16 protein-coding genes and 1 pseudogene are annotated in these 17,953 nt (G+C 63.3%); 6 read left to right on the plus strand and 11 right to left on the minus strand.

All coding sequences use genetic code 11. The features are described from left to right. Positions 1–391: glycosyltransferase (locus A5760_RS11000; protein ID WP_331237097.1), on the plus strand; the 391-nt coding region annotated here is incomplete at its 5' end. Positions 392–503: 112 nt separating this feature from the next. Here the strand turns inward: A5760_RS11000 and A5760_RS11005 are convergent. From A5760_RS11005 to A5760_RS27775, 8 genes and pseudogenes are all read right to left on the minus strand, one after another. Continuing rightward, complete coding sequence (locus A5760_RS11005; RefSeq protein ID WP_064880570.1) at positions 504–1,307, minus strand: class I SAM-dependent methyltransferase; 804 nt, start codon at positions 1,305–1,307, stop codon at positions 504–506. Positions 1,308–1,419: 112 nt separating this feature from the next. Then, the gene (locus tag A5760_RS11010) at positions 1,420–2,223 is read right to left on the minus strand and encodes a TylF/MycF/NovP-related O-methyltransferase (protein ID WP_064880572.1); all 804 of its coding nucleotides are present in this window, start codon (positions 2,221–2,223) and stop codon (positions 1,420–1,422) included. A gap of 93 nt (positions 2,224–2,316) precedes the next feature. Further along, positions 2,317–3,600, minus strand: coding sequence for a glycosyltransferase (locus A5760_RS11015; protein WP_064880575.1), 1,284 nt, complete (start codon positions 3,598–3,600; stop codon positions 2,317–2,319). 132 nt (positions 3,601–3,732) lie between these two features. Next, the gene (locus A5760_RS11020; protein ID WP_231122607.1) at positions 3,733–4,173 is read right to left on the minus strand and encodes an O-methyltransferase; all 441 of its coding nucleotides are present in this window, start codon (positions 4,171–4,173) and stop codon (positions 3,733–3,735) included. A gap of 233 nt (positions 4,174–4,406) precedes the next feature. After that, a complete protein-coding gene (locus tag A5760_RS11025; RefSeq protein WP_064880579.1) occupies positions 4,407–5,456 on the minus strand; it encodes a polysaccharide pyruvyl transferase family protein in 1,050 nt (349 codons plus the stop codon). A gap of 2 nt (positions 5,457–5,458) precedes the next feature. Continuing rightward, positions 5,459–6,523 carry a glycosyltransferase gene (locus A5760_RS11030; protein WP_231122608.1) on the minus strand — a complete coding sequence of 355 codons (1,065 nt, stop codon included), beginning with the start codon at positions 6,521–6,523 and terminating at the stop codon, positions 5,459–5,461. Between the two features lie 335 nt (positions 6,524–6,858). Further along, on the minus strand, positions 6,859–8,097 hold the full coding sequence (locus A5760_RS11035) for a glycosyltransferase (RefSeq protein ID WP_064880605.1): 1,239 nt from the start codon (positions 8,095–8,097) through the stop codon (positions 6,859–6,861). A 140-nt stretch (positions 8,098–8,237) separates the two neighbouring features. Continuing rightward, positions 8,238–8,337, minus strand: a pseudogene (locus tag A5760_RS27775) (hypothetical protein); the annotation flags it as partial. Positions 8,338–8,515: 178 nt separating this feature from the next. On the opposite strand from A5760_RS27775, the gene A5760_RS11040 reads away from it, so the two are divergent. Then, positions 8,516–9,307, plus strand: a complete 792-nt coding sequence (locus A5760_RS11040; protein WP_196772062.1) for a class I SAM-dependent methyltransferase — start codon at positions 8,516–8,518, stop codon at positions 9,305–9,307. A 133-nt stretch (positions 9,308–9,440) separates the two neighbouring features. Beyond that, positions 9,441–10,238: a TylF/MycF/NovP-related O-methyltransferase gene (locus A5760_RS11045; RefSeq protein ID WP_064880581.1), complete on the plus strand. Its 798-nt coding sequence runs from the start codon at positions 9,441–9,443 to the stop codon at positions 10,236–10,238. Positions 10,239–10,268: 30 nt separating this feature from the next. On the opposite strand, the gene A5760_RS11050 is transcribed toward A5760_RS11045, so the two are convergent. Next, the gene (locus A5760_RS11050; protein WP_064880609.1) at positions 10,269–11,201 is read right to left on the minus strand and encodes a glycosyltransferase; all 933 of its coding nucleotides are present in this window, start codon (positions 11,199–11,201) and stop codon (positions 10,269–10,271) included. Positions 11,202–11,233: 32 nt separating this feature from the next. Then, positions 11,234–12,388, minus strand: coding sequence for a DegT/DnrJ/EryC1/StrS family aminotransferase (locus A5760_RS11055; protein WP_064880583.1), 1,155 nt, complete (start codon positions 12,386–12,388; stop codon positions 11,234–11,236). A 335-nt stretch (positions 12,389–12,723) separates the two neighbouring features. On the opposite strand from A5760_RS11055, the gene A5760_RS11060 reads away from it, so the two are divergent. The 3 genes from A5760_RS11060 to A5760_RS11070 are packed head-to-tail and all read left to right on the plus strand — an operon-like array spanning position 12,724 to position 15,307. Then, entirely contained in the window at positions 12,724–13,713 is a 990-nt protein-coding gene (locus A5760_RS11060) for an ATP-grasp domain-containing protein (protein WP_064880585.1), read from the plus strand. Further along, positions 13,710–14,663 carry an NAD-dependent epimerase/dehydratase family protein gene (locus A5760_RS11065; protein ID WP_082279432.1) on the plus strand — a complete coding sequence of 318 codons (954 nt, stop codon included), beginning with the start codon at positions 13,710–13,712 and terminating at the stop codon, positions 14,661–14,663. The genes A5760_RS11060 and A5760_RS11065 overlap by 4 nt, the downstream gene beginning before the upstream one ends. Next, positions 14,660–15,307: a metallophosphoesterase family protein gene (locus A5760_RS11070; protein ID WP_064880589.1), complete on the plus strand. Its 648-nt coding sequence runs from the start codon at positions 14,660–14,662 to the stop codon at positions 15,305–15,307. The genes A5760_RS11065 and A5760_RS11070 overlap by 4 nt, the downstream gene beginning before the upstream one ends. Before the next feature lie 211 nt (positions 15,308–15,518). Here A5760_RS11070 and A5760_RS11075 read toward each other — a convergent pair whose 3' ends face one another. Beyond that, a complete protein-coding gene (locus tag A5760_RS11075; protein ID WP_064880591.1) occupies positions 15,519–17,681 on the minus strand; it encodes an acyltransferase family protein in 2,163 nt (720 codons plus the stop codon). Positions 17,682–17,953 lie beyond the last annotated feature (272 nt).

Here is a 17,953-nt window from a genome sequence, read left to right on the forward strand (position 1 = left end):
CGACTTCAGCGACGTACCGCACTTCGACCACGTCAAGGCCGTCGGTGTGGTGAATTACGCGACCATCTTTCCTGGCTGCCGAGTGATTGTCCACCACGGCGGCTCGGGCACCACGGCCGCGAGTCTGCGCGCGGGAATCCCCACCCTGGCCCTGTGGAGCTCCGCGGACCAACCGTATTGGGCCGCTGCGATCAAACGCCTGAAATTGGGTACGGCGCGGCGCTTTTCGGCCACATCTCGAGAAACGCTGTTCGCGGACCTGCGCCAGATACTCGCGCCGGACTACGCCACCCGGACCCGGGAGTTCGCCGCCCGCATGAGCACACCCGCCGCGAGCATCGAGCGCGCCGCCGACCTGCTGGAAGCCGCCGCCCGCCGGCCAAGTGCCTGACCGAAACGGTGCGGTCATCGCCGACGCGAGTCCATTTCGCCGCCAGCCCGAGCGGCTTCCGCCAGCCAAAATTATTGAGGGACAGTGCCTCTCGCGGTTACAGGCGCTGAGCTCAGCGGGCCGGTTTGATGAGCAGGCCCTGGCCGGTGGGCAATGTGCAGATTTTCACACCCAGCTCGCCGGCGACCTCATCCATGGCGACGCGCTGCTCGTCGCGTCCCCGATTCGCGTAGTCGTCCAGCAGCACAAAGGCGCCGGGCGTGAGGCGCGGCCAAAAGAAGCGCAGCGCAGCGACTTCGGGGGGCGCGCAGTTCATGTCGATGTGCAGGTAGGCCACCGACGTCGCCTCCACCTGCTCGAGTGTTTCCGGGACGGCGCCCACGATGATGCGCTGGTTTTTCCATTGCGCGAAATTGGCGCGGACGCTGTCAACCCCGTCGACGTACATCCCGTTGCGAAGGTGCCCGTCGCTCGTCTCCAGCGCCCCCGCCTGTCGCTCCTTCTCGGTGACGAACCGCGGGTCAAGCCCGGCGAACGTGTCGAGCAGGTAGAAGGTCTTGCCCAGGCGATCCCAGTCCAGGTACTCCATGATGGCGCTGCTCAAAAAGCCGTAACTGACGCCACACTCGACGAAATCGCCCTCGAGCTGGCTGGCGCTCGCCGCGGCCCACAGCCCCACGTGCACGCGCCATTGCCACTGGTACCAGTCCTCGTTGCCGAGAGATTTAGCGCCGCGCTGGTAGGCGCGCTGGAAGTCGGGATCATCGAGGAAGCCGTGAAAATTGTTGAACGTGATCAACGCGTCGTTGGCGTAGACGTCAGGCAGCAGCGTACGTGCGAGCCAGTACTCGGTGCGCACCCACCACATCCTGAGGCGGGTGCCAGTTGTCAGCCCTGTTGCCACGGCGGCAACCATAACATCGGCGCGCACAGCGTCCCGGGGAGACGCGATGGGAGCGCCGTGATCGTGTTTCGACCATCCCCCGCTAAAGGGGAAACCGTTTCGTACACTTAGAGTTTCAGCTATCTCACTTGCGCCACAGCACGCCGGTGCCGTCGATCTCAACGATCTCGCCGGTCACATTGTGCTGCGTGCGGTAGTCGGTCACGGCCTGCGCGCACGCCTTGATCGCGTGGTAATCGTCGACGATGCAAAAGCCCCCGGGCGACAGCCGCGGGTAGAGCGCATCGAGCGCCTGAATCGTCGACTCATAAAGATCGCCATCGAGCCGCAGCACCGAAATGCGATCGATCGGGGCATCCTGCAGGGTGTCCTTGAACCAGCCCGGAACAAAACGAACCTGGTCATCGAGCAACCCGTATCGCTCGAAATTCGCCTTGACGTGATCTTGCGGCACGCCCAGGATGCGGGCGTGGCGGTGCAGCCGTATCCCTTTGTCTGCCTTGTAATTGACGGTGTCCGGCGGCGGCACTCCGGCGAAGGAATCGCACAGCCACACCGTTCGCTTCTCGTCCCCGTGGGCCGCCAGCACGGCGCGCATCAGGATGGAGGCGCCACCGCGCCACACACCGCACTCGACCAGGTCGCCGGGCACATCCTCTTCCAGCACCGTCTCGACGCAGTTCTGCAAGCTGGTCAGCCGCTTCATGCCGATCATCGTCAGGGCATCCGCGGGCCAGTCCAGGCCGAGATCACGCGCCTGCTTGTTGAACGGACGTTTCCGCACGAGCATCAAGTTGCGGGTACTGAAGAGGGGACGACCCAGGCGATACAACCCGACCGGCACCAGCTCGTCGCTGCCATACCTGGTGAGGTCACGCCGGAGCAGGTCGAGGTATGCCAACCGCGTGTCGTGATCAGTCACGGCCAAAACTGCCCCTTAATCCGCAAGCCAGTAGTACCGGTAGAGCCTAGACGCCACGTGGACGCCGTTAATGCGTTTCGCAGTGTATCCACCGCCCGCTCAGCGACTTCGCTCTGCTGGAACGCCCGGGACGCACCGACCCGAGCGGGCGAATTCTTCCAGCAGATCGACGGCGTGACCTGCGCTCTCGGCGGGTTTGCTCATCCGGGTGGCGAGCTCACGCGCACGAGTGAGGCACTCCGGCGCCAGGATCTTTCGCAGGTCTGCTACCAGCGTTTCGGGCGTGGTGGCCGAGAACCGCCGGGACGTGCCCACCTTTAGCTGCTTGACGCGAGATCCCCACATCGGCTGATCACCCGCCGTCCACAGGATCAGCGTGGGAACGCCGGCGCGCAGACCCGCCGCCGTGGTGCCCGAGCCGCCGTGGTGGACAATCACTCGGCAGCCAGGAAAGATGGTCGCGTAATTCACCACACCGACGGCCTTGACGTGGTCGAAGTGCGGTACGTCGCTGAAGTCGGTGCCGCCGAAGCAGATCAGCGCGCGCTCGCCCAACTGCGCGCACGCCGCGCCGATCATGTTGACCGTGCCGGCAGCAGATTCGAGCGCGATGCTGCCGGAACCGAAGCAGATCGGTGGTGTTCCCGAGGCGATCCAGGATGCGACGTCCTCGTCGGCCTCCGTCGGCAACTCCATCGTCAGTGCCCCGACAAAGGGGCGCCGGTCGCCCCAGCGCGCCCATTCGGCGGCCAGGCCGGGAAAGAAGATGTCGTCGTAGGCCTGAATCTCCAGTGATCGGCGTTCGGCTATGCGTCGTTGCGAGCGATGCGTTGCCTTCGGCAGGCCGAGCTCGCCGCGCTGCGCGTTGTCGACGTCCTTCGTCGCGCGCCAAAACAGCCATTCGAGCGTCGTCATCGTGGAACGCACCAGCGGCGGGGGCATGCTCGGTATGAGCCGGCCATTGGCCCGCATGGGAAAGTGGTGCAGCGCGGCCAGGGGGATGTCGTAATGCTCGGCGACATTGGCCGCGGCCTGCTCGAAATTCAGCCCGGTGGAAAGCAGGTCGGCGCCGTCCGCCAGCGACTTCAACGTCGCGCTGACGTCGCCCCAGTACTTGATCAGCGGATCCCAGACTTTGAGCACTTGCCTGATCGGATTGCGGAAGAAGTCCGTCCACATGTTGCGAAGGAATTCCTCGTCCAAGAACTCCTGCACTTTTGGTCCGTAGGGAACCGCAGCGAGCCCGACCGCCTCGACGAAGCTGACAAGTTCGGGTGGGACGGCCATCCGTACTTCGTGCCCCCGGCGCAGCAGTTCGAGGCCAACGGCCGCGGACGGTTCGATGTCGCCGCGAGTTCCGTAACTCGCCAAGGCAAACTTCACGACACATCCTGCCTTCCGAGTCGTCCCGCCTGTCGGCAACGTCGGGGCCATTATCGCCGGTTGTATGGACCGGCCGTCAGGGGATCGCCATTGTGCGCGGGTCGGCTGGTCGGCCGGGCAGGGGCCAGGGCGCTAGGACGCCAATTCGACAAGGCCCAGCCGTTTGGACACCTCGACCGCCCCCACCACGTGGGTATCGGCGCAGATGTCGCGCCAGGCCTCGCCCATCCCGCGGTTGAAGTCGATGTCATCGAACAGCACCAAGGCACCCGGGGCCATGCGGGGTTTCAGGATCTGCCATTGCCGGGTCACGAAATCTCGGGTGTGGATCCCGTCCACCAAGGCCAGATCGATCGAGTCGGGGATGTCGCCGACGTGGTCTTCGAAGGCGCCCCGCGTCAGGGTGTAACGATCGGTGACGGATCTGATGTTGCGCTCAGCGATGTCAGCCCAGGAGGGGTTGATCTCGAACGAATACATCCAGCCCTGCCGAAGCGCCGAGGACAGGTACATCCCGGACACCCCGAACGCCGATCCGAACTCCACGACGATCCTGGGGTCGTGCGAGCTCACCAGATAGGCATACAAGTCACCCTGCCACGACGCCGCCCGGACCTGCTTGGGTTTCCGGGTTGCACCCGGCTGTCCATAGGCTTCGGCCAGAGGCAGGGCGCCGAGCTGCTCTGTTGCCCGTGCTGAAGATTCGATCTCGGTTTTACGCGCCGCGGGGGGCAATCGTCGGGGAAGGCCGGCGATGCGTCCACCGCGTTTGACCCACTTCAGCTCCAATGCTTTTCGCAGCCGCATCACGAGGCGAGACCCAACTCGCGTGCCAGATCCGCGTACTCGCCCTCGAGGCGCTGTTTCAGGCGTGCGACGGCGGTGCGCTTCCTGCTCCGGATGTTTGACGAGTTCGCGATCGCGTCGAGCACCCGGTCGACAACGGCGGCGCCGCTCACCTCGTCGGTGCGAAGCAGTGACCGGTCATCATCGATCGCAAGCGCGAAGTCGCGGCATTTCGGTTGATACTCAAGCGAAACGACAGGTGTATCGGATAGAGAAGCCAGGACGCTCGCGTGAAGGCGGGTGACGATGGCGGCGGAACAGCGGGCCAATTCCTGCGCCGCCGCATCGGGGTCGGCCGGGAGCACCATCTCTGCTCCCGGGATGTCTCTCAGCGCCACCTCGGTCCAGCGTCTGTCTTCGGGATTCATCAGTATCCCGACGAAACGGTAGCCGTGGGATGACAGTTGCTTGACGGACACGGCTATCTCGTCCGCCAGCTGCTTCGGGTCGTGTCCCCAAAGGTCGTCGCCGAAGCCGAGATTCACTCCGATCAGGCCGTCTTCGGGAGTGACGTCGGGCCGGGGGAGAAGTAGCGCCGGATCGCCGGATACCTCGACGTCCAACCCGATGTCGGCCAGAAGTTCGGCGCTGCGCGGCCCTCGGACGGACACGGTACGGAACTTGGAAAGTATCGGCGCCCAGCGTTTCAGCTCGCCTTTGCCCGAGCCGCTATGGCGTCCGCCGAATACCGGATCTTCGACGCCGACGCCAATCGCGTAGCTTCCGTTGTGTTTGGTGAGCGCCAACCCTCGATTGACCAAGAGCCGCCACTGGCTTCTTCCGACGAGCGTGCCGCCACCCACGACCTGCCTGCTGCGCCGCAGCGATCGGTTCAAACCGATTGCCGCCGTGGCGGTTGCATAGATGAGTTGGTGTGGGAGGCGCGGCAGATCGAGAAAGGTTGCCCCACGCAACTGGCCCCGAACCGCGTCGTAGATCGCGTCGTCGCCAAGGTTGCCCAGCCCATGCCAGCCCAGGTAAGCGACCGTAGGGTCGCCGGTAACATTCATCGTCACGCGCTCAGTCGCTCGTCGACTCGGTCTCCAGCACCGTCCTCCGGTTGAGCGGCGTTGCGGGTGAGCTTGCGCCGCAACCTCTTCACGCGCCCGCCGAGCGTTTTTGTCCAGCGGTTGCGCAGCGCCAGCGTCGCGATGCGCGGGTACTCGGCCGTGGTTTGCACCAGGAGTGCCTGACCCTCGGGATCGGGGACCTGTTTGGCGATCGCGCTGAGCACCCAGTTGGCGTTTTTGGCAACGATCGACTCGTGCAGCGGGTCACCGGAGACGACATCGAGCATGGCGTCCAATGTGGCCGCATGCGCGGGGCCCTGCGTGCGCCAGAAGGTTGCGGGATCGGTGATCGACTTGTACCACATGCCGCGCGGATGGCGGCGGTAGACGGCCATCGTCTCTGGCAGCATAGCGATTTCGCCTTCGGCGGCATGACGGACGTGCAGGTACCAATCCAGGGGCATGACATCGGCAGGGATGTCGTCGTAGCGGGGGAGGCGGCGGTACATGACCGAGTTGGTCTGGATGAAGTTCCGGGAGATCAAGGTCTCGAAGCTGAGGTCGCCGGCCCGAAAGGGTGGCGGAAATTTGGGAAGGAAGACTTCTTCGAACTTGCGGTACAAGGTGTGTACGAGTTTCTCGTCCTCTGCGCATTCGTTGGTCCAGACCACCTGCACCGGGTGGAAACACAACGCAGTGTCGGGATCCCCGTCCAGTAATGCCACTTGTTTGCTCAGTTTCAACGGGTCGACCCAGTAGTCGTCACCCTCGCACAGCGCGATGTACTCACCACGCGCTGCGGACAGCGCGCCGGTCAGGTTCGCGTTGAGGCCGACGTTCTTGGACCGCAGGATGGGCCGGAACAGGTGCGGGTGGCGGCCGGCGTACTCCTGGATTATTCGGGGTGTGGCGTCGGTCGAGGCATCGTCGGCGACGATGATCTCCATCGGAAAGTCGATCTGCTGGGCGAGGAAGCCGTCCAACGTGTCGCGGACGTAGGCCTGGTGGTTGTGGGTGGTCGAGACCACGCTGACCTTGGGCAGGCCGACTGTTTTCCGTGTGGTCACTGCGACCCTCTCTGTTGCGCGGCGGCTCCGTCTGTGCGGTCGAGAAGTACCTTGTCATTGACCAGTGAACAAAGCAGTTGCGAAGAGATGCCGTTCCCCCCGAGCGGTTGCGTACCGAGCGACCCGTGGGCGCGACAAAGTACGGCTACTGACAGCTTGGTCAATTATAGACAGCGCGGAACCGGAGTTTCCTGTCGAGCGAGCGGTACACGCGACACATTTCCGGATTTGGCGGGGCGCCCAGCAAATGATTTCGAGCGCCTTTGAGCACCGAGAACGCCTGGTGAACTTACCCGTTGCTGTCGGTGGCGATGTGGGTGGCAACCAGCGACATCTTACGCGGCAAATTTCTCCAAGAGGTTGGCGGTGATCGCGATACTCTCGGCAGGTTTGGTCATTCGCGCCGCGACCGCGCGGGCGCGGATGGCGTACTCCGGAGTCAGGATCTGTCCCAGGTCGGCGACCAACGAATCTTGCGTGGTACTCGAAAAGTGCCGTGCCAGGCCAACTTTCAAGCGCTGAACCTGGCCGGCCCAGATCTTTTGATCGCTCAAACTCCAGAGGCTCAAGGTCGGGACTCCCGCGCGTAGTCCTGCCGCCGTGGTGCCCGCGCCGCTGTGGTGGACCACCGCGCGACAGGCGGGAAAGACCGCCGCGTAATTCACCGGGCCCACCACCTTGACGTGGTCGAATTGTGGCGCACCGCTGAAATCCGTTTTGCCGGAGCACAAGAGCGCGCGCTCGCCCAACAGCGCGCAGGCCTTAGCAATCATGTTGATTGTATTGGCCGGAGAGTCAACCGATGTGCTGCCGAAGCCGAAGCAGATCGGCGGCGTTCCCGCGGCGATCCACGCCGCGACGTCGTCGTCGGCGTCCGTCGTCATCTCCATCGTCAGCGTGCCGACAAAGGGGCGTCGGTCGTCCCATTTGGCCCATTCGTCGGCCAGCCCGGGGAAGCACACCTCGTCGTACGCCTGGATCTCCAGGGCGCCGCGCGCGGACATCCGTTGCGGTGCAGGGTCTTTCGCATTTGGCAGGCCGAGTTCGCGGCGCTGGGCGTCCTCGGCCTTCTTCGTCAATCGCCACTGCACCCAGTCCAGCGCCGTCATCACGGTACGCACCGCCGGCGCCGGCAGATGAGGCGCGAGCTGCCCGTTGGGTCGCATGGGAAAGTAGTGCATCGTGGCCAAAGGCACGTCGAGGTATTCGGCCACGTTCGCCGCGACCCCCGGAAAGCCGGGGCCGGTGAACACCAGGTCGGCACCGTCGGAGAGCGATGTCAGGGTCGCGCTCATCTCCGCCCAGGACTGGGTAAGCAGGTCCTGGGCTTTCCGCCACCGTCTCCTCGCCTGGGGCACATTCCAGAACTTGCCGAGGAAGTCGGTGTCCCAGAAGCCCTCCTGCTGATCGGGCCCGTAGCCTGCCGCCGAAAGGCCGGCCGACTCGACGAGGGGCACCAAGTTGGGCGGAACGGCCATGCGGACCTCGTGCCCGCGACGCTGCAGTTCGCGACCCACAGCCGTGCAGGGCTCGACATCGCCGCGAGTTCCATAGCTGGCCAGGGCGAATTTCACCACGAATCCTTTCGGTGGTCGTGTGTGTGCGGGCATTCGCAGAGGTCATTATCTCTAGTTGTTCAAGCGCTGGGTGGCGTTTCGCCATTGCCGGTGGTCAGAATGCGGTCGTGTGGCCGCCCAGAGTGCGGACGGCCTGGTCAGCTCTGATTGTGAGTCTTGATGCCGATGAATGCGCCCCGAAGATCCGCTTGGTAGGAGCCGCAAAAGGCTCTCTGCAATGCTTGGCCTCAGGTCGTCGTTCTGTGCCATTGAGATCGAAGCCACGGCCGCGTCTAACCAGTTCCATTCCCGCGGTCGGCCGAGTGTGGCGAGCGGAGCTTCAACAGAGATGCGTCGACCAGCAAGACCTCGTTACGCCTGCGCCATCTACCGCAATTGGTGTCGTCGGCTGCCCGGCTGTTATTGAATGACACCCATGCCGCTTTCCGACACCGGTCAACGTGCCGGCCGCTTCATCCGTCGCGTCTGCTACGCGGGCCCAGGTCAATGCAACATATGCGGGAGCCGGATTCGGTTCCTGAGCGTGACGCGCAGGCTGGGCGGCGAGCTCGCCACGTACGGGTTTCCCTACTCGCTCGACCAGATGGAGACGATTAATCACCGGAGGTACGTCTGTCCGGTGTGTGGCTCGGTCGACCGAGACCGCCTTTACAAGCTCTATGTCGATAGGTTTCTGCCGCCCGATGGTGTGCGGAGTGTGCTGGAGTTTGCGCCCTCGGCACCACTGTCGGGCTGCTTGAAAAGCCGCGACGATTTCCGTTACCGCAGCGCCGATTTAATGATGAGCGGCGTTGACGACGTCGTTGACATCACCGATATGCCGATCTATGGGGACGGCTCGGTTGATTTCTTCATCTGTTCCCACGTGCTCGAGCACGTTTCGGATGACGCCCGCGCGCTACGCGAGCTGTACCGAATACTGGCGCCGGGCGGCCGCGGCATCATCATGACTCCGGTGGCGCCCGAGGGCAGCTTCGACGAAGATCCCGCGGTCACCGACGAAAGCGAGCGCTGGCGCCGCTTCGCCCAGGGTGACCACGTGCGGCTCTACGACCGCTCCACGTTGTGCTCGCGGATCCGCAAGAGCGGATTTGAGGTTTCCGCCCTCGACTCGCAGACATTCGGCGAAGAGGCGTTTAACCGGCACGCCATCGATCTCGGGTCGGTGCTGTATATCGTGCGCAAGCCCGAAGTAGATGTCATCTGACGGTTGGTCGCATCGGTCGCGTTGTGAGCTCAGAAGCTGCGGCTTGACTCGAGAAATAGCCTGACGCGGACCCGCCCAAATACGGGACCCCAAACGCAGCTTGCTCTTGGGTTAACTGCTAAACTTCGCGGCCATGCTTACACAGTTTGGCCATGCCATCCGCGACATCTTTGGTGGGGCGGGGAAAGGCGGCGCACCGCTGCCCTACGGGCAGCAGGTTTCGTTGCCGCAGCGCGACTTTGAGATTTGCAAGCCGGTCTATTCTGAAAAAAGGCTTCACAAACAATTTCACGAACTTCAAGATGACATATTCTGGCAAATCGTTCCCGAAGTTTATAACTTCACCCAACTCCCCGTCGAACCAATGTGGAGTCTCTACGAGGCGGTCCGCTACCTTGCTGCCAGGGAGGTCCAAGGCGACATCGTCGAGTGCGGCGTATTGTTCGGCGGCGCTTCCATGCTGATTGCCAAGACCCTGCTGTCGCTGGAAGATACGTCGCGTGAATTGTGGCTGTATGACAGTTTTCAAGGGTTCATAGGCGAACAGGCGAAAGACGATATCACTTGGTATGGCGATTCAATCAAGGATCGTTACGCTGATTTTGACGGCATCGCTGAGAACAATATCGCGTCGACCGGCTATCCGCGGGAAAAGCTGCACCTGGTGAAGGGGGATGTAGAAAAGACGGCGGCGGAAAATACGAACGGCGATATAGCCCTTTTGCGCCTCGACACGGATACTTACTACAGCACTAAGGCCGAGCTAGAGCACTTCTACCCGAAGCTGGTCTCTGGTGGCATCCTGATCGTCGATGATTATGGCCATGCCTTCGGCGCCCGACGGGCTGTCGATGAGTATTTCGCGGAACCGAGCAGGCGTGTGCTGCTCAGCCGGGTGAACTTCACCAATCGCCTCGCGGTGAAAATCTAAACTTGCAGACGTAAGTGCCTGCGTCGAGCGCTATTTGGCTCTCCGCGCCGGCGCGATTCTCCGCCATAGGGCTTTGAGACGCCGCGTCGGCGGCATCCAGCGATGCTGCAATGCCAACATTGCGGACCGGGGATGGTTCGTAATCGTGTCCAAGAGTGCGACTCGGCCCTCGGGGCCCGGGATCCTGCCGATCTCGCGCAGGATCCAGTCAGCCCGTCCAGCGATGAGTTCCTCCCGGGTCGGATCGTGAGGGAAGAAGTCGAGCATCGCCTCGAACATGGCTGCATGCCCGCGGCCGTGCGACACCCAGAACTTCGCGCGATCGACATCCGCGCCGTACCAGAAACTCTGCGGGTGACGGCGATAGACCGCCATGGTTTCGGGCAGCATCGCGATACCGCCCCGCGCCGCGTGCCGGACGTGCAGATACCAGTCCATGGGCATGACGTCGACCGGGATATCGTCATAGCGCTCCTGGCGGCGGTACAGGACTGAGTTGGTCTGGATAAAGTTCCGTCTGATCAGCGCATCGACGCTCAAGTCCCGGCGCCAGCCGACCGGTGGAAACTCTGAGCCCTTACGGCCGTCGGTCCAAAGAACCTGCACCGGGTGGAAGCACAACGACGTCTCCGGGTGTTGATCGAGAAACGCTACCTGCTTGCTGAGCTTCATCGGATCGGTCCAGTAGTCGTCCCCCTCGCATATCGCGAGGTACTCGCCGCGGGCGGCCGACAGGGCCTCGGAGACGTTCGTATAGATGCCCACATTTTCCGATCGCAGGTTCGGCCGAAATAAATGCGGATAGCGGTCGGCGTAGTCGCGGATGATCGCCGGTGTGGCGTCGGTCGAGGCATCGTCGGAGATGATGACCTCCACCGGGAACTCTGTTTTCTGCGCGACGATGCCGTCGAGAGTCTCCCGAATGAAGGCCTCGTGGTTATAGCTGACCGATACCACGCTCACCTTCGGGTGCTCCGCGTTAGGAATTTCGCCCACTAGCGGGTTCCTTTCTGGACCGCGGCGACGACGCGCTCGACATCGCCGGGGGCCATGTCGTCGTGAACTGGCAGCGACACAATCCGGGAGCAGATGTCCTCCGTAGCAGGCAGATCGGCCGACCGCAGCTCGGAGTCTGACACGAAATACTTCTGCCGATGTAACGGCGGGTTGTAGTAGTCGCGGGCCTGGACCGCGTGTTCGCCGAGGCTGTCCAGCACCGCGGCCTTATGGTCTGCTGAGATGCAGCAGGCGCTCACGAAGCAGAGCGACGACGCCTCGGCATTGGGCTGGAATTGCACACCCGAGCTGCTCAATTCGGAGCGATAGCATTCGAAGACCTTCCGTCGGCTCGCCAGGCGGCGATCGAGCCCGACAAGCTGCCGCAGGCCGATAGCGGCGCTGATCTCCTGCAGCTTTCCGTTCATCCCAAGCTGCGTGCAGTCTCGTGACGCTTCGAAACCGAAGTTTTGAAACCGGTGGGTCCGCTCGACGAGCGCTGGGTCGCGCGAGACCAGCGCACCCCCCTCGCCGACTGCGAAAGGCTTGGTCGCATGGAAGGAGAAAATCTCACAGGTTCCGCGTCCGCCGACGCGGCTGCCGTCGGTGTATGCCGAACCGAAGCCGGCCGCGGAGTCGATCACGATCGGTAGCTCCCATTCGGCAGCAAGCTTCTCCCACGCGTCGATGTCCGGATTGCCGACACCGAATACGTTGGGAAGCAAGATTCCGGCAACGTGCTCGCGGGAGCTTTCCAAGACGGCGCCTGCAGAGGCGATGCTTGGCTGCCACGTCTCGGGGTCGATGTCGATGAACCACGGGCGATGTCCGGTCCATTGGGCGGCCTGAGCGACGGCGACGAAGGTGAATGAGGGCATCAGCAGGTAGCGGTCCCGTGTGCCCGAACCTAGCGTGACCTGCAGCGCAGCGATGAGCGCTAGTGTCCCGTTGGCGAGGGTGGCGACGTGCAGGTCCCGGCCTAGGTAATCGCTAAGGGCACGAGCAAACTCCCGCTCTTTCGGCCCAAAGTTTGTGTACCAGTTGGCCTGCACAATCGCCTCGAAATCCTCGGCGAGCACGGCCGGCACAGGAAAACTCGGCCGGATAAACGGGATCTCAGCAGGCATGAAGCCACCCATGCCGTCCGTGACCATTCGCGGCGCCGCCCCGCTTTGGGCGAAGCGGATGTTCGATCGTGCCGTGCATTCCGAAACCCACCTACTTTCGTGACTTCGTGCTGACCGACACAGTAAGTCGCGCACTGGGCGCGGTTCGTATTTTCGGCCCATGTCCCCGACATGCGTGAGCGTTTGTCATGTCCCGTGCGTCCGATGGATCGATGCGCTGGCGCTGCATAGTGTTCGTTCGTCGGCCTCGGCCGTTGGTGACCACGGGTGCCGCGGAAGCCGAGATCGATCCACAGTGTGGCAGGTACGATGCCGCTCATGTCGGTATGGGGGATGTCTGATTGGCAGCCTGGAGCGACCGAATGAAGAATATTCTGGTCACCGGCGTTGGCGGTGGGGTTGGCCAGAGCGTGCTCAAGGCGTTGGCGCAGACGCCTTACGACGTTGTCGCCACCGACTCTGAAGCGCTGGCGGCCGGTCTTCATGCCGCGCCCAAGGCGTACCTGGGTCGCTACGCGTCGGATCCGCAGTTCGTCGATCGCCTGCTGGAGATATGCCTCAGCGAGCAGTGTGGGTTGATCTTCGCCGGCCACGACGTTGAGCTACTTCCCCTTTCGGAAAACGTGGAAAGGTTCAAAGCCCATGGCATTGTGCCGGTTGTCAGCTCACCGGAGATCATCCGTTCGTGCGACGACAAACTCGCGACCACCGAATTTCTCAACTCATTGGGACTGCCGGCGCCGGAGACTAAGAAACTCAGTGACGTCAGAGCTTTCGAACGTCCAATCGTCTTGAAGCCACAACGTGGCGGCGCGCGGTCCCGCGGCACTTACGTGGTGAGAACGGAGAAGGACCTTGACCTGTACCGTCAGCTCGTCGACCAGGACAATTGCGTCGCCCAGGAATACATTGACGGTGACGAATACACCTGTGGCAGTGTAACTTTGGATGGTAAGTGTTTGGGCATGATCGTTATGCGCCGCATCCTGCGCGACGGTGATACCTACAAGGCATTCGTCGAGCACAACCCTGCGCTGGAGGCGACGGTACGGACGATTGTGGAGGCGCTGAAGCCATTTGGCGCCTGCAACATTCAACTTCGTGTCAAGGATGGTCAGGCCTACGTTTTCGAGATCAACGCACGGTGCTCGGGCACGACGGCCGCGCGTGCGCTGGCGGGGTTCAACGAGCCGCAAATCATCGCGGACTATCTGCTCAACGGTGTCGAGCCAACATATTCGGTCAACGAGGTGACCATTCTTCGCTATTGGCAGGAGCTGGTGGTGCCCAACGGCAACATCGACCAACTGCGCCAGGACGGCTTCCTGCGCGGTGATGGAACGCACCTGTGACAGGCGTCGATGCCAAGCCGACCGGCCTTGTGCTGGTGACTGGTGCCGCCGGTTTCACCGGCAGACACGTGCTACGCATCCTCGCCGACGCCGGTTATCGCCTGGCGGCACTGCAGCATCGGACGCCGCTGCCCGCGGACCTGGCGGCGCTCTGCGAGCGGGTAACTTCCGGCGACATCCGGGACGCTCGCGTTCGCGAGGCAGCGCTGGACGGGGTGAGCGCGGTCTGTCACCTGTCCGCATACATTCCTGCGCGGATGGATGACCTCCGGGAAGCGGACTTATGCAACCAAATCAACGCGCTCGCCGTGCTGGATCTCGCTGAAGCCGCAGCGCAGCGCGGCGTTGGGCGGTTTATTCAGCTTTCCACTGCCAATCTCTACGCAGAAGCGAACAGCCCACGTTCTGAAGAAGATCCGGTATTCCCGGCGCAGCTGGGCACGCCATACTTCGTCAGTAAGTTCGCCGGCGAGGTGTACCTATCGCACATCGCGGGGCGCACCGGCATTGAAGCATTGATCCTGCGCATCGCGACGCCGTACGGCCCGGGCGAGCCTGCCAACAAGGTCATTCCCACCTTCCTGCGGATGGCGGCCGAGGGCAAACCGCTGCGCATGGTCAACTCCGGTGCCGCGCGGTTCAGCTATGTACATGTGGGCGACGTGGCCAGCAGCGTGCTGAACGCGATGGGCGGTGGGGCCGGCGGGATTTACAACATCGCGTCCGGCGAGCACACCAGCGTCCTAGAGCTCGCACAGCAGATTGTCGCACTCAATGGTAATGGAGGGACGACGCTGGACATCGAACCCGTTGTGTCCGGCGCCTTTACCGGGTTTGCGCCCCTCTCGATCGAGAAGGCGCGCCAGACCTGGCAATTCGCGCCGCGTCCGCTCGCGACCGGATTGCGCGAATATCGAGATCATCTGCTCGCGCAGGGTGTGATCGCATGAGAGTCGCGGTGTTCAGCGACGTGCACGGCAATCTCGTTGCACTGCAACAGTTTGTCGAGGCGACGGCTGGGCGCGCCGACGCCTACCTGTGTTTGGGTGATGTGGTCAACTACGGCCCATGGAATGACGAATGTATCGATTTGGTGTTGAGCCTGCCCGGCATCCAAGTACTTGAAGGCAATCATGAACGGCTGTTCCGCGGCGACGAGACCGTCAACCAGGAGATCCCGCTAGTTCAAGACTTTTATCGGCATTCTCGCCCGCTCTTTTCGCGTGACGTCTTCCTCACTCAGCTCCTCGAGCAAGTCGACCTCGGTATCTACCGCTGCGTACACACCATCGATGACCGAAGGGTCTATCCCGATACGGAAATCGAGATCGATCGTCATTACATGATCGGCCACACGCATCACCAATACCGTATCGAGCGCAGCGGATTCACGATCGTCAACCCCGGCAGCATTGGCCAGAACCGCAAATGGATCGACTCGGCGGACTTTCTGGTCCTGAACACGGCGACGGGCGAGATTGAGTTCGAGTCGGTTCCTTACGACGTGGATTACTTCGTCGATGAGTTGGCTAGGCGCGGCTACCCGGGGCAGTGCATCCGCTACTACGCCAACAAGGACCGCAAATTCGGGTGACGGAGGAGGGCCGTCGTGTCCTCCTTGCGCGCAAGTTACCGCGATGAACGGGGCAGCTCCGCATGAAACTGTCTGGCCCTGGCGCACTCACTAATCGGGTGAGGCCAGTAGGGTCTCGAGGCCCGGGCTCGCTGAGACCCGAGCATCGTCACCTCATTTCACGACGAGCCGCATCCACAGGGCGGCGGCGTATAGCCCACAAACAGCGATGTCAGCCGGGGACGAGGGCACGGTCCGCCAGCGCACCGATTGCCGGGGCTAACACCCGGGCATATTCGGGCGTCAGATGGAATTCGTCCCCGTACACCAGGGTGTTGCCCACTATGGCCGGGCAGCGATTGGTGGCGCAGAACAGCTCGGTGAGGTCGTCGTATTGCCCTCCACCGGCTTTGGCAGCGGCGCTCTCCGCCGCGATGCCCGTTGTGTTGACGGCCGTCGACCTCGCCGACGAGCAGGCCGTCGCGTCGTCGAGGTTTTCAGACAGGCAGTCCGGCACAGCTGAGTGCAGATCCGGGGTGGGCCCCAGCACGAGCACGTCTGCGCCCGTCCCCCGGAGCTGACGCACTAGGCGGGTCAGGCTGTCGATCCACCCCGGACTGTAGGGCGGGGAGCCCGAGCCGCTGTCATGGCGCAGCATGCCCAGCACCACCAACCGGGGGTGCTCGGTTTGCAGGCGGGCGATGACTCGACTGCGCCACTGCCCGCACTCGGTGTAGTCGCGCTGCACGAAAACTTTGAGGGGCAGGTCCAGCATCGGGCAGGCGCCCTTGGTCAGGACCTCCAGCCGCCACCGCCGCTGGGAGGCGACTTGCTGGAATGCGGGGCTCCAACTGAAGGCATTCGAGTCGCCGACCAGGGCCACCGTGGTTTTCGAAGCGGTGTCGCCCGTCGCGCACTCGGGTTGGTCGACCTCCAAGAGGTTGCGAAGACAAGCCGCCAGGCCGGCCGGTGCTTTTTCGCGTGCCACGTCGACCAGGGGCGGATCGAGGTTTGACGGCACGGCCTTTAGGTCGACGGATGCCGCGACCGCGGCCTGCACCTGTGCGAAGAGGTGCTGAATCGCCGCGTCGTACGTCTGAAGGTCTGCGCCGGTGGGCGGGGGCCCCGCGGTGACGCGCAGCGCCGGGGCAGCCGGGCCTCGGCCGACCGGGGTGGGCACGAATACCAGTAGCGCCACGCCCACACAGACCGCCACCGCGGTGGCGGCGCCACCGAGCGCGAGGCTGCGGGCGGCCGACCGGCGCACCCAATCGGAGTACCGGAAGGGGTTCTCGATGAGCCGCAGGGTCAGCACGGCTAGCCCGAACGAGATGACAAGCGCCGCCACGCCGTCTATCGGACCCAGCGGCCGGCCCAGCAAGGGCGTCGCGAGCAGCAGCACCGGCCAGTGCCACAGGTACCACGAGTACGACACCCGGCCGACCGCTCGCATCGGCCGCAACCCCAAAACACGGCCGCACCCGCGAGAAGCTGCGGCGCAGCCGGCGCCGATCACCAGCGCCGTGCCGACCACCGGCAACAGCGCGGCGGTGCCGGGAAAGGGCGTGGTCGCGTCCAACTGGTTGCAGGCCAGCAAAATCAAGGCCAGACCAGTCCAACCCACGATCGCTGCGGCGAATGGCGGTAGCCGGCGCCACTGGTTGGTCGTGAGCGCCACCAGCCCCCCGATGGCCAGCTCCCATGCCCGGGTGTGCAACGAGAAGAACGCCACGGGAGGCGCCGCGCGAGTTGCCGACCACGACAAGGCAAACGACACGGCGCCGACCAGCGCGAGCACCAACAGGTACGGGGTCACCGTCGAGGTGGCATGGTCGGCCCGGGTGCGTCGGCGTGCACGCCGGATCAGCCATGCCGTGCCGATAATCAGGGCCGGCCATACCAGGTAGAACTGTTCCTCGACGCCCAGCGACCAGTAGTGCTGGAACGGTGAGATCGTGTTCTTGCTGATGTGGAAGTAGTCGACGCCTTGTTGAGCGAATCGATAGTTGCCGAAATAAAGTGCGCTTGCGATGCCGTCACCGATCACGTTCTTGGCCTCTAGCGGCGATAGCAGCGCGGCCGAGGCAACCGCGGTGATGACGCCTACGGTCGCCGACGCCGGAAGCAGGCGACGCGCCCGGGCCCCGTAGAACCGGCCCAGCCGGACGGTCCCGGCGGCGGACGCCTCACGCCAGAGCAGCCCGGTGATCAGAAAACCCGAGATGACGAAGAAAACGTCCACGCCGACGAATCCGCCACCCAACCCGGGTGCGCTGCAGTGAAAGAGGACCACGGCCAGCACCGCGATGCCACGCAACCCCTCGATGTCCGGGCGAAATGCCGTGCGCTCCGGATGCGACCCTGGATCGGAAAACTTGCTGTCGTTATTCGACACTGGCGAAGGAGTGCTTCGGGATCGGATACGTTCTCTAATCCGCCGCTGACGGCTCGTTGTCAACGATTCCGCCAATTTGGTTGACCCTCTCCGTGATCCGACTACCTTGGGCTTACGTCGGGATTAGGGCCGCCAGGCCACTCTTGTGTGCGGCCCATAAACCATAGCCCCCAAAGATGCGGCAATGTCCACAACCTGAAAATTGGCGGGCGCCAAGTGACTGACACCCCAACAGCGAGAAGGCCCGAGGGATCCTGGATCAAGTTTGGGTC

The organism is Mycobacterium colombiense, assembly GCF_001665835.1.
GTDB lineage: Bacteria > Actinomycetota > Actinomycetes > Mycobacteriales > Mycobacteriaceae > Mycobacterium > Mycobacterium colombiense_A.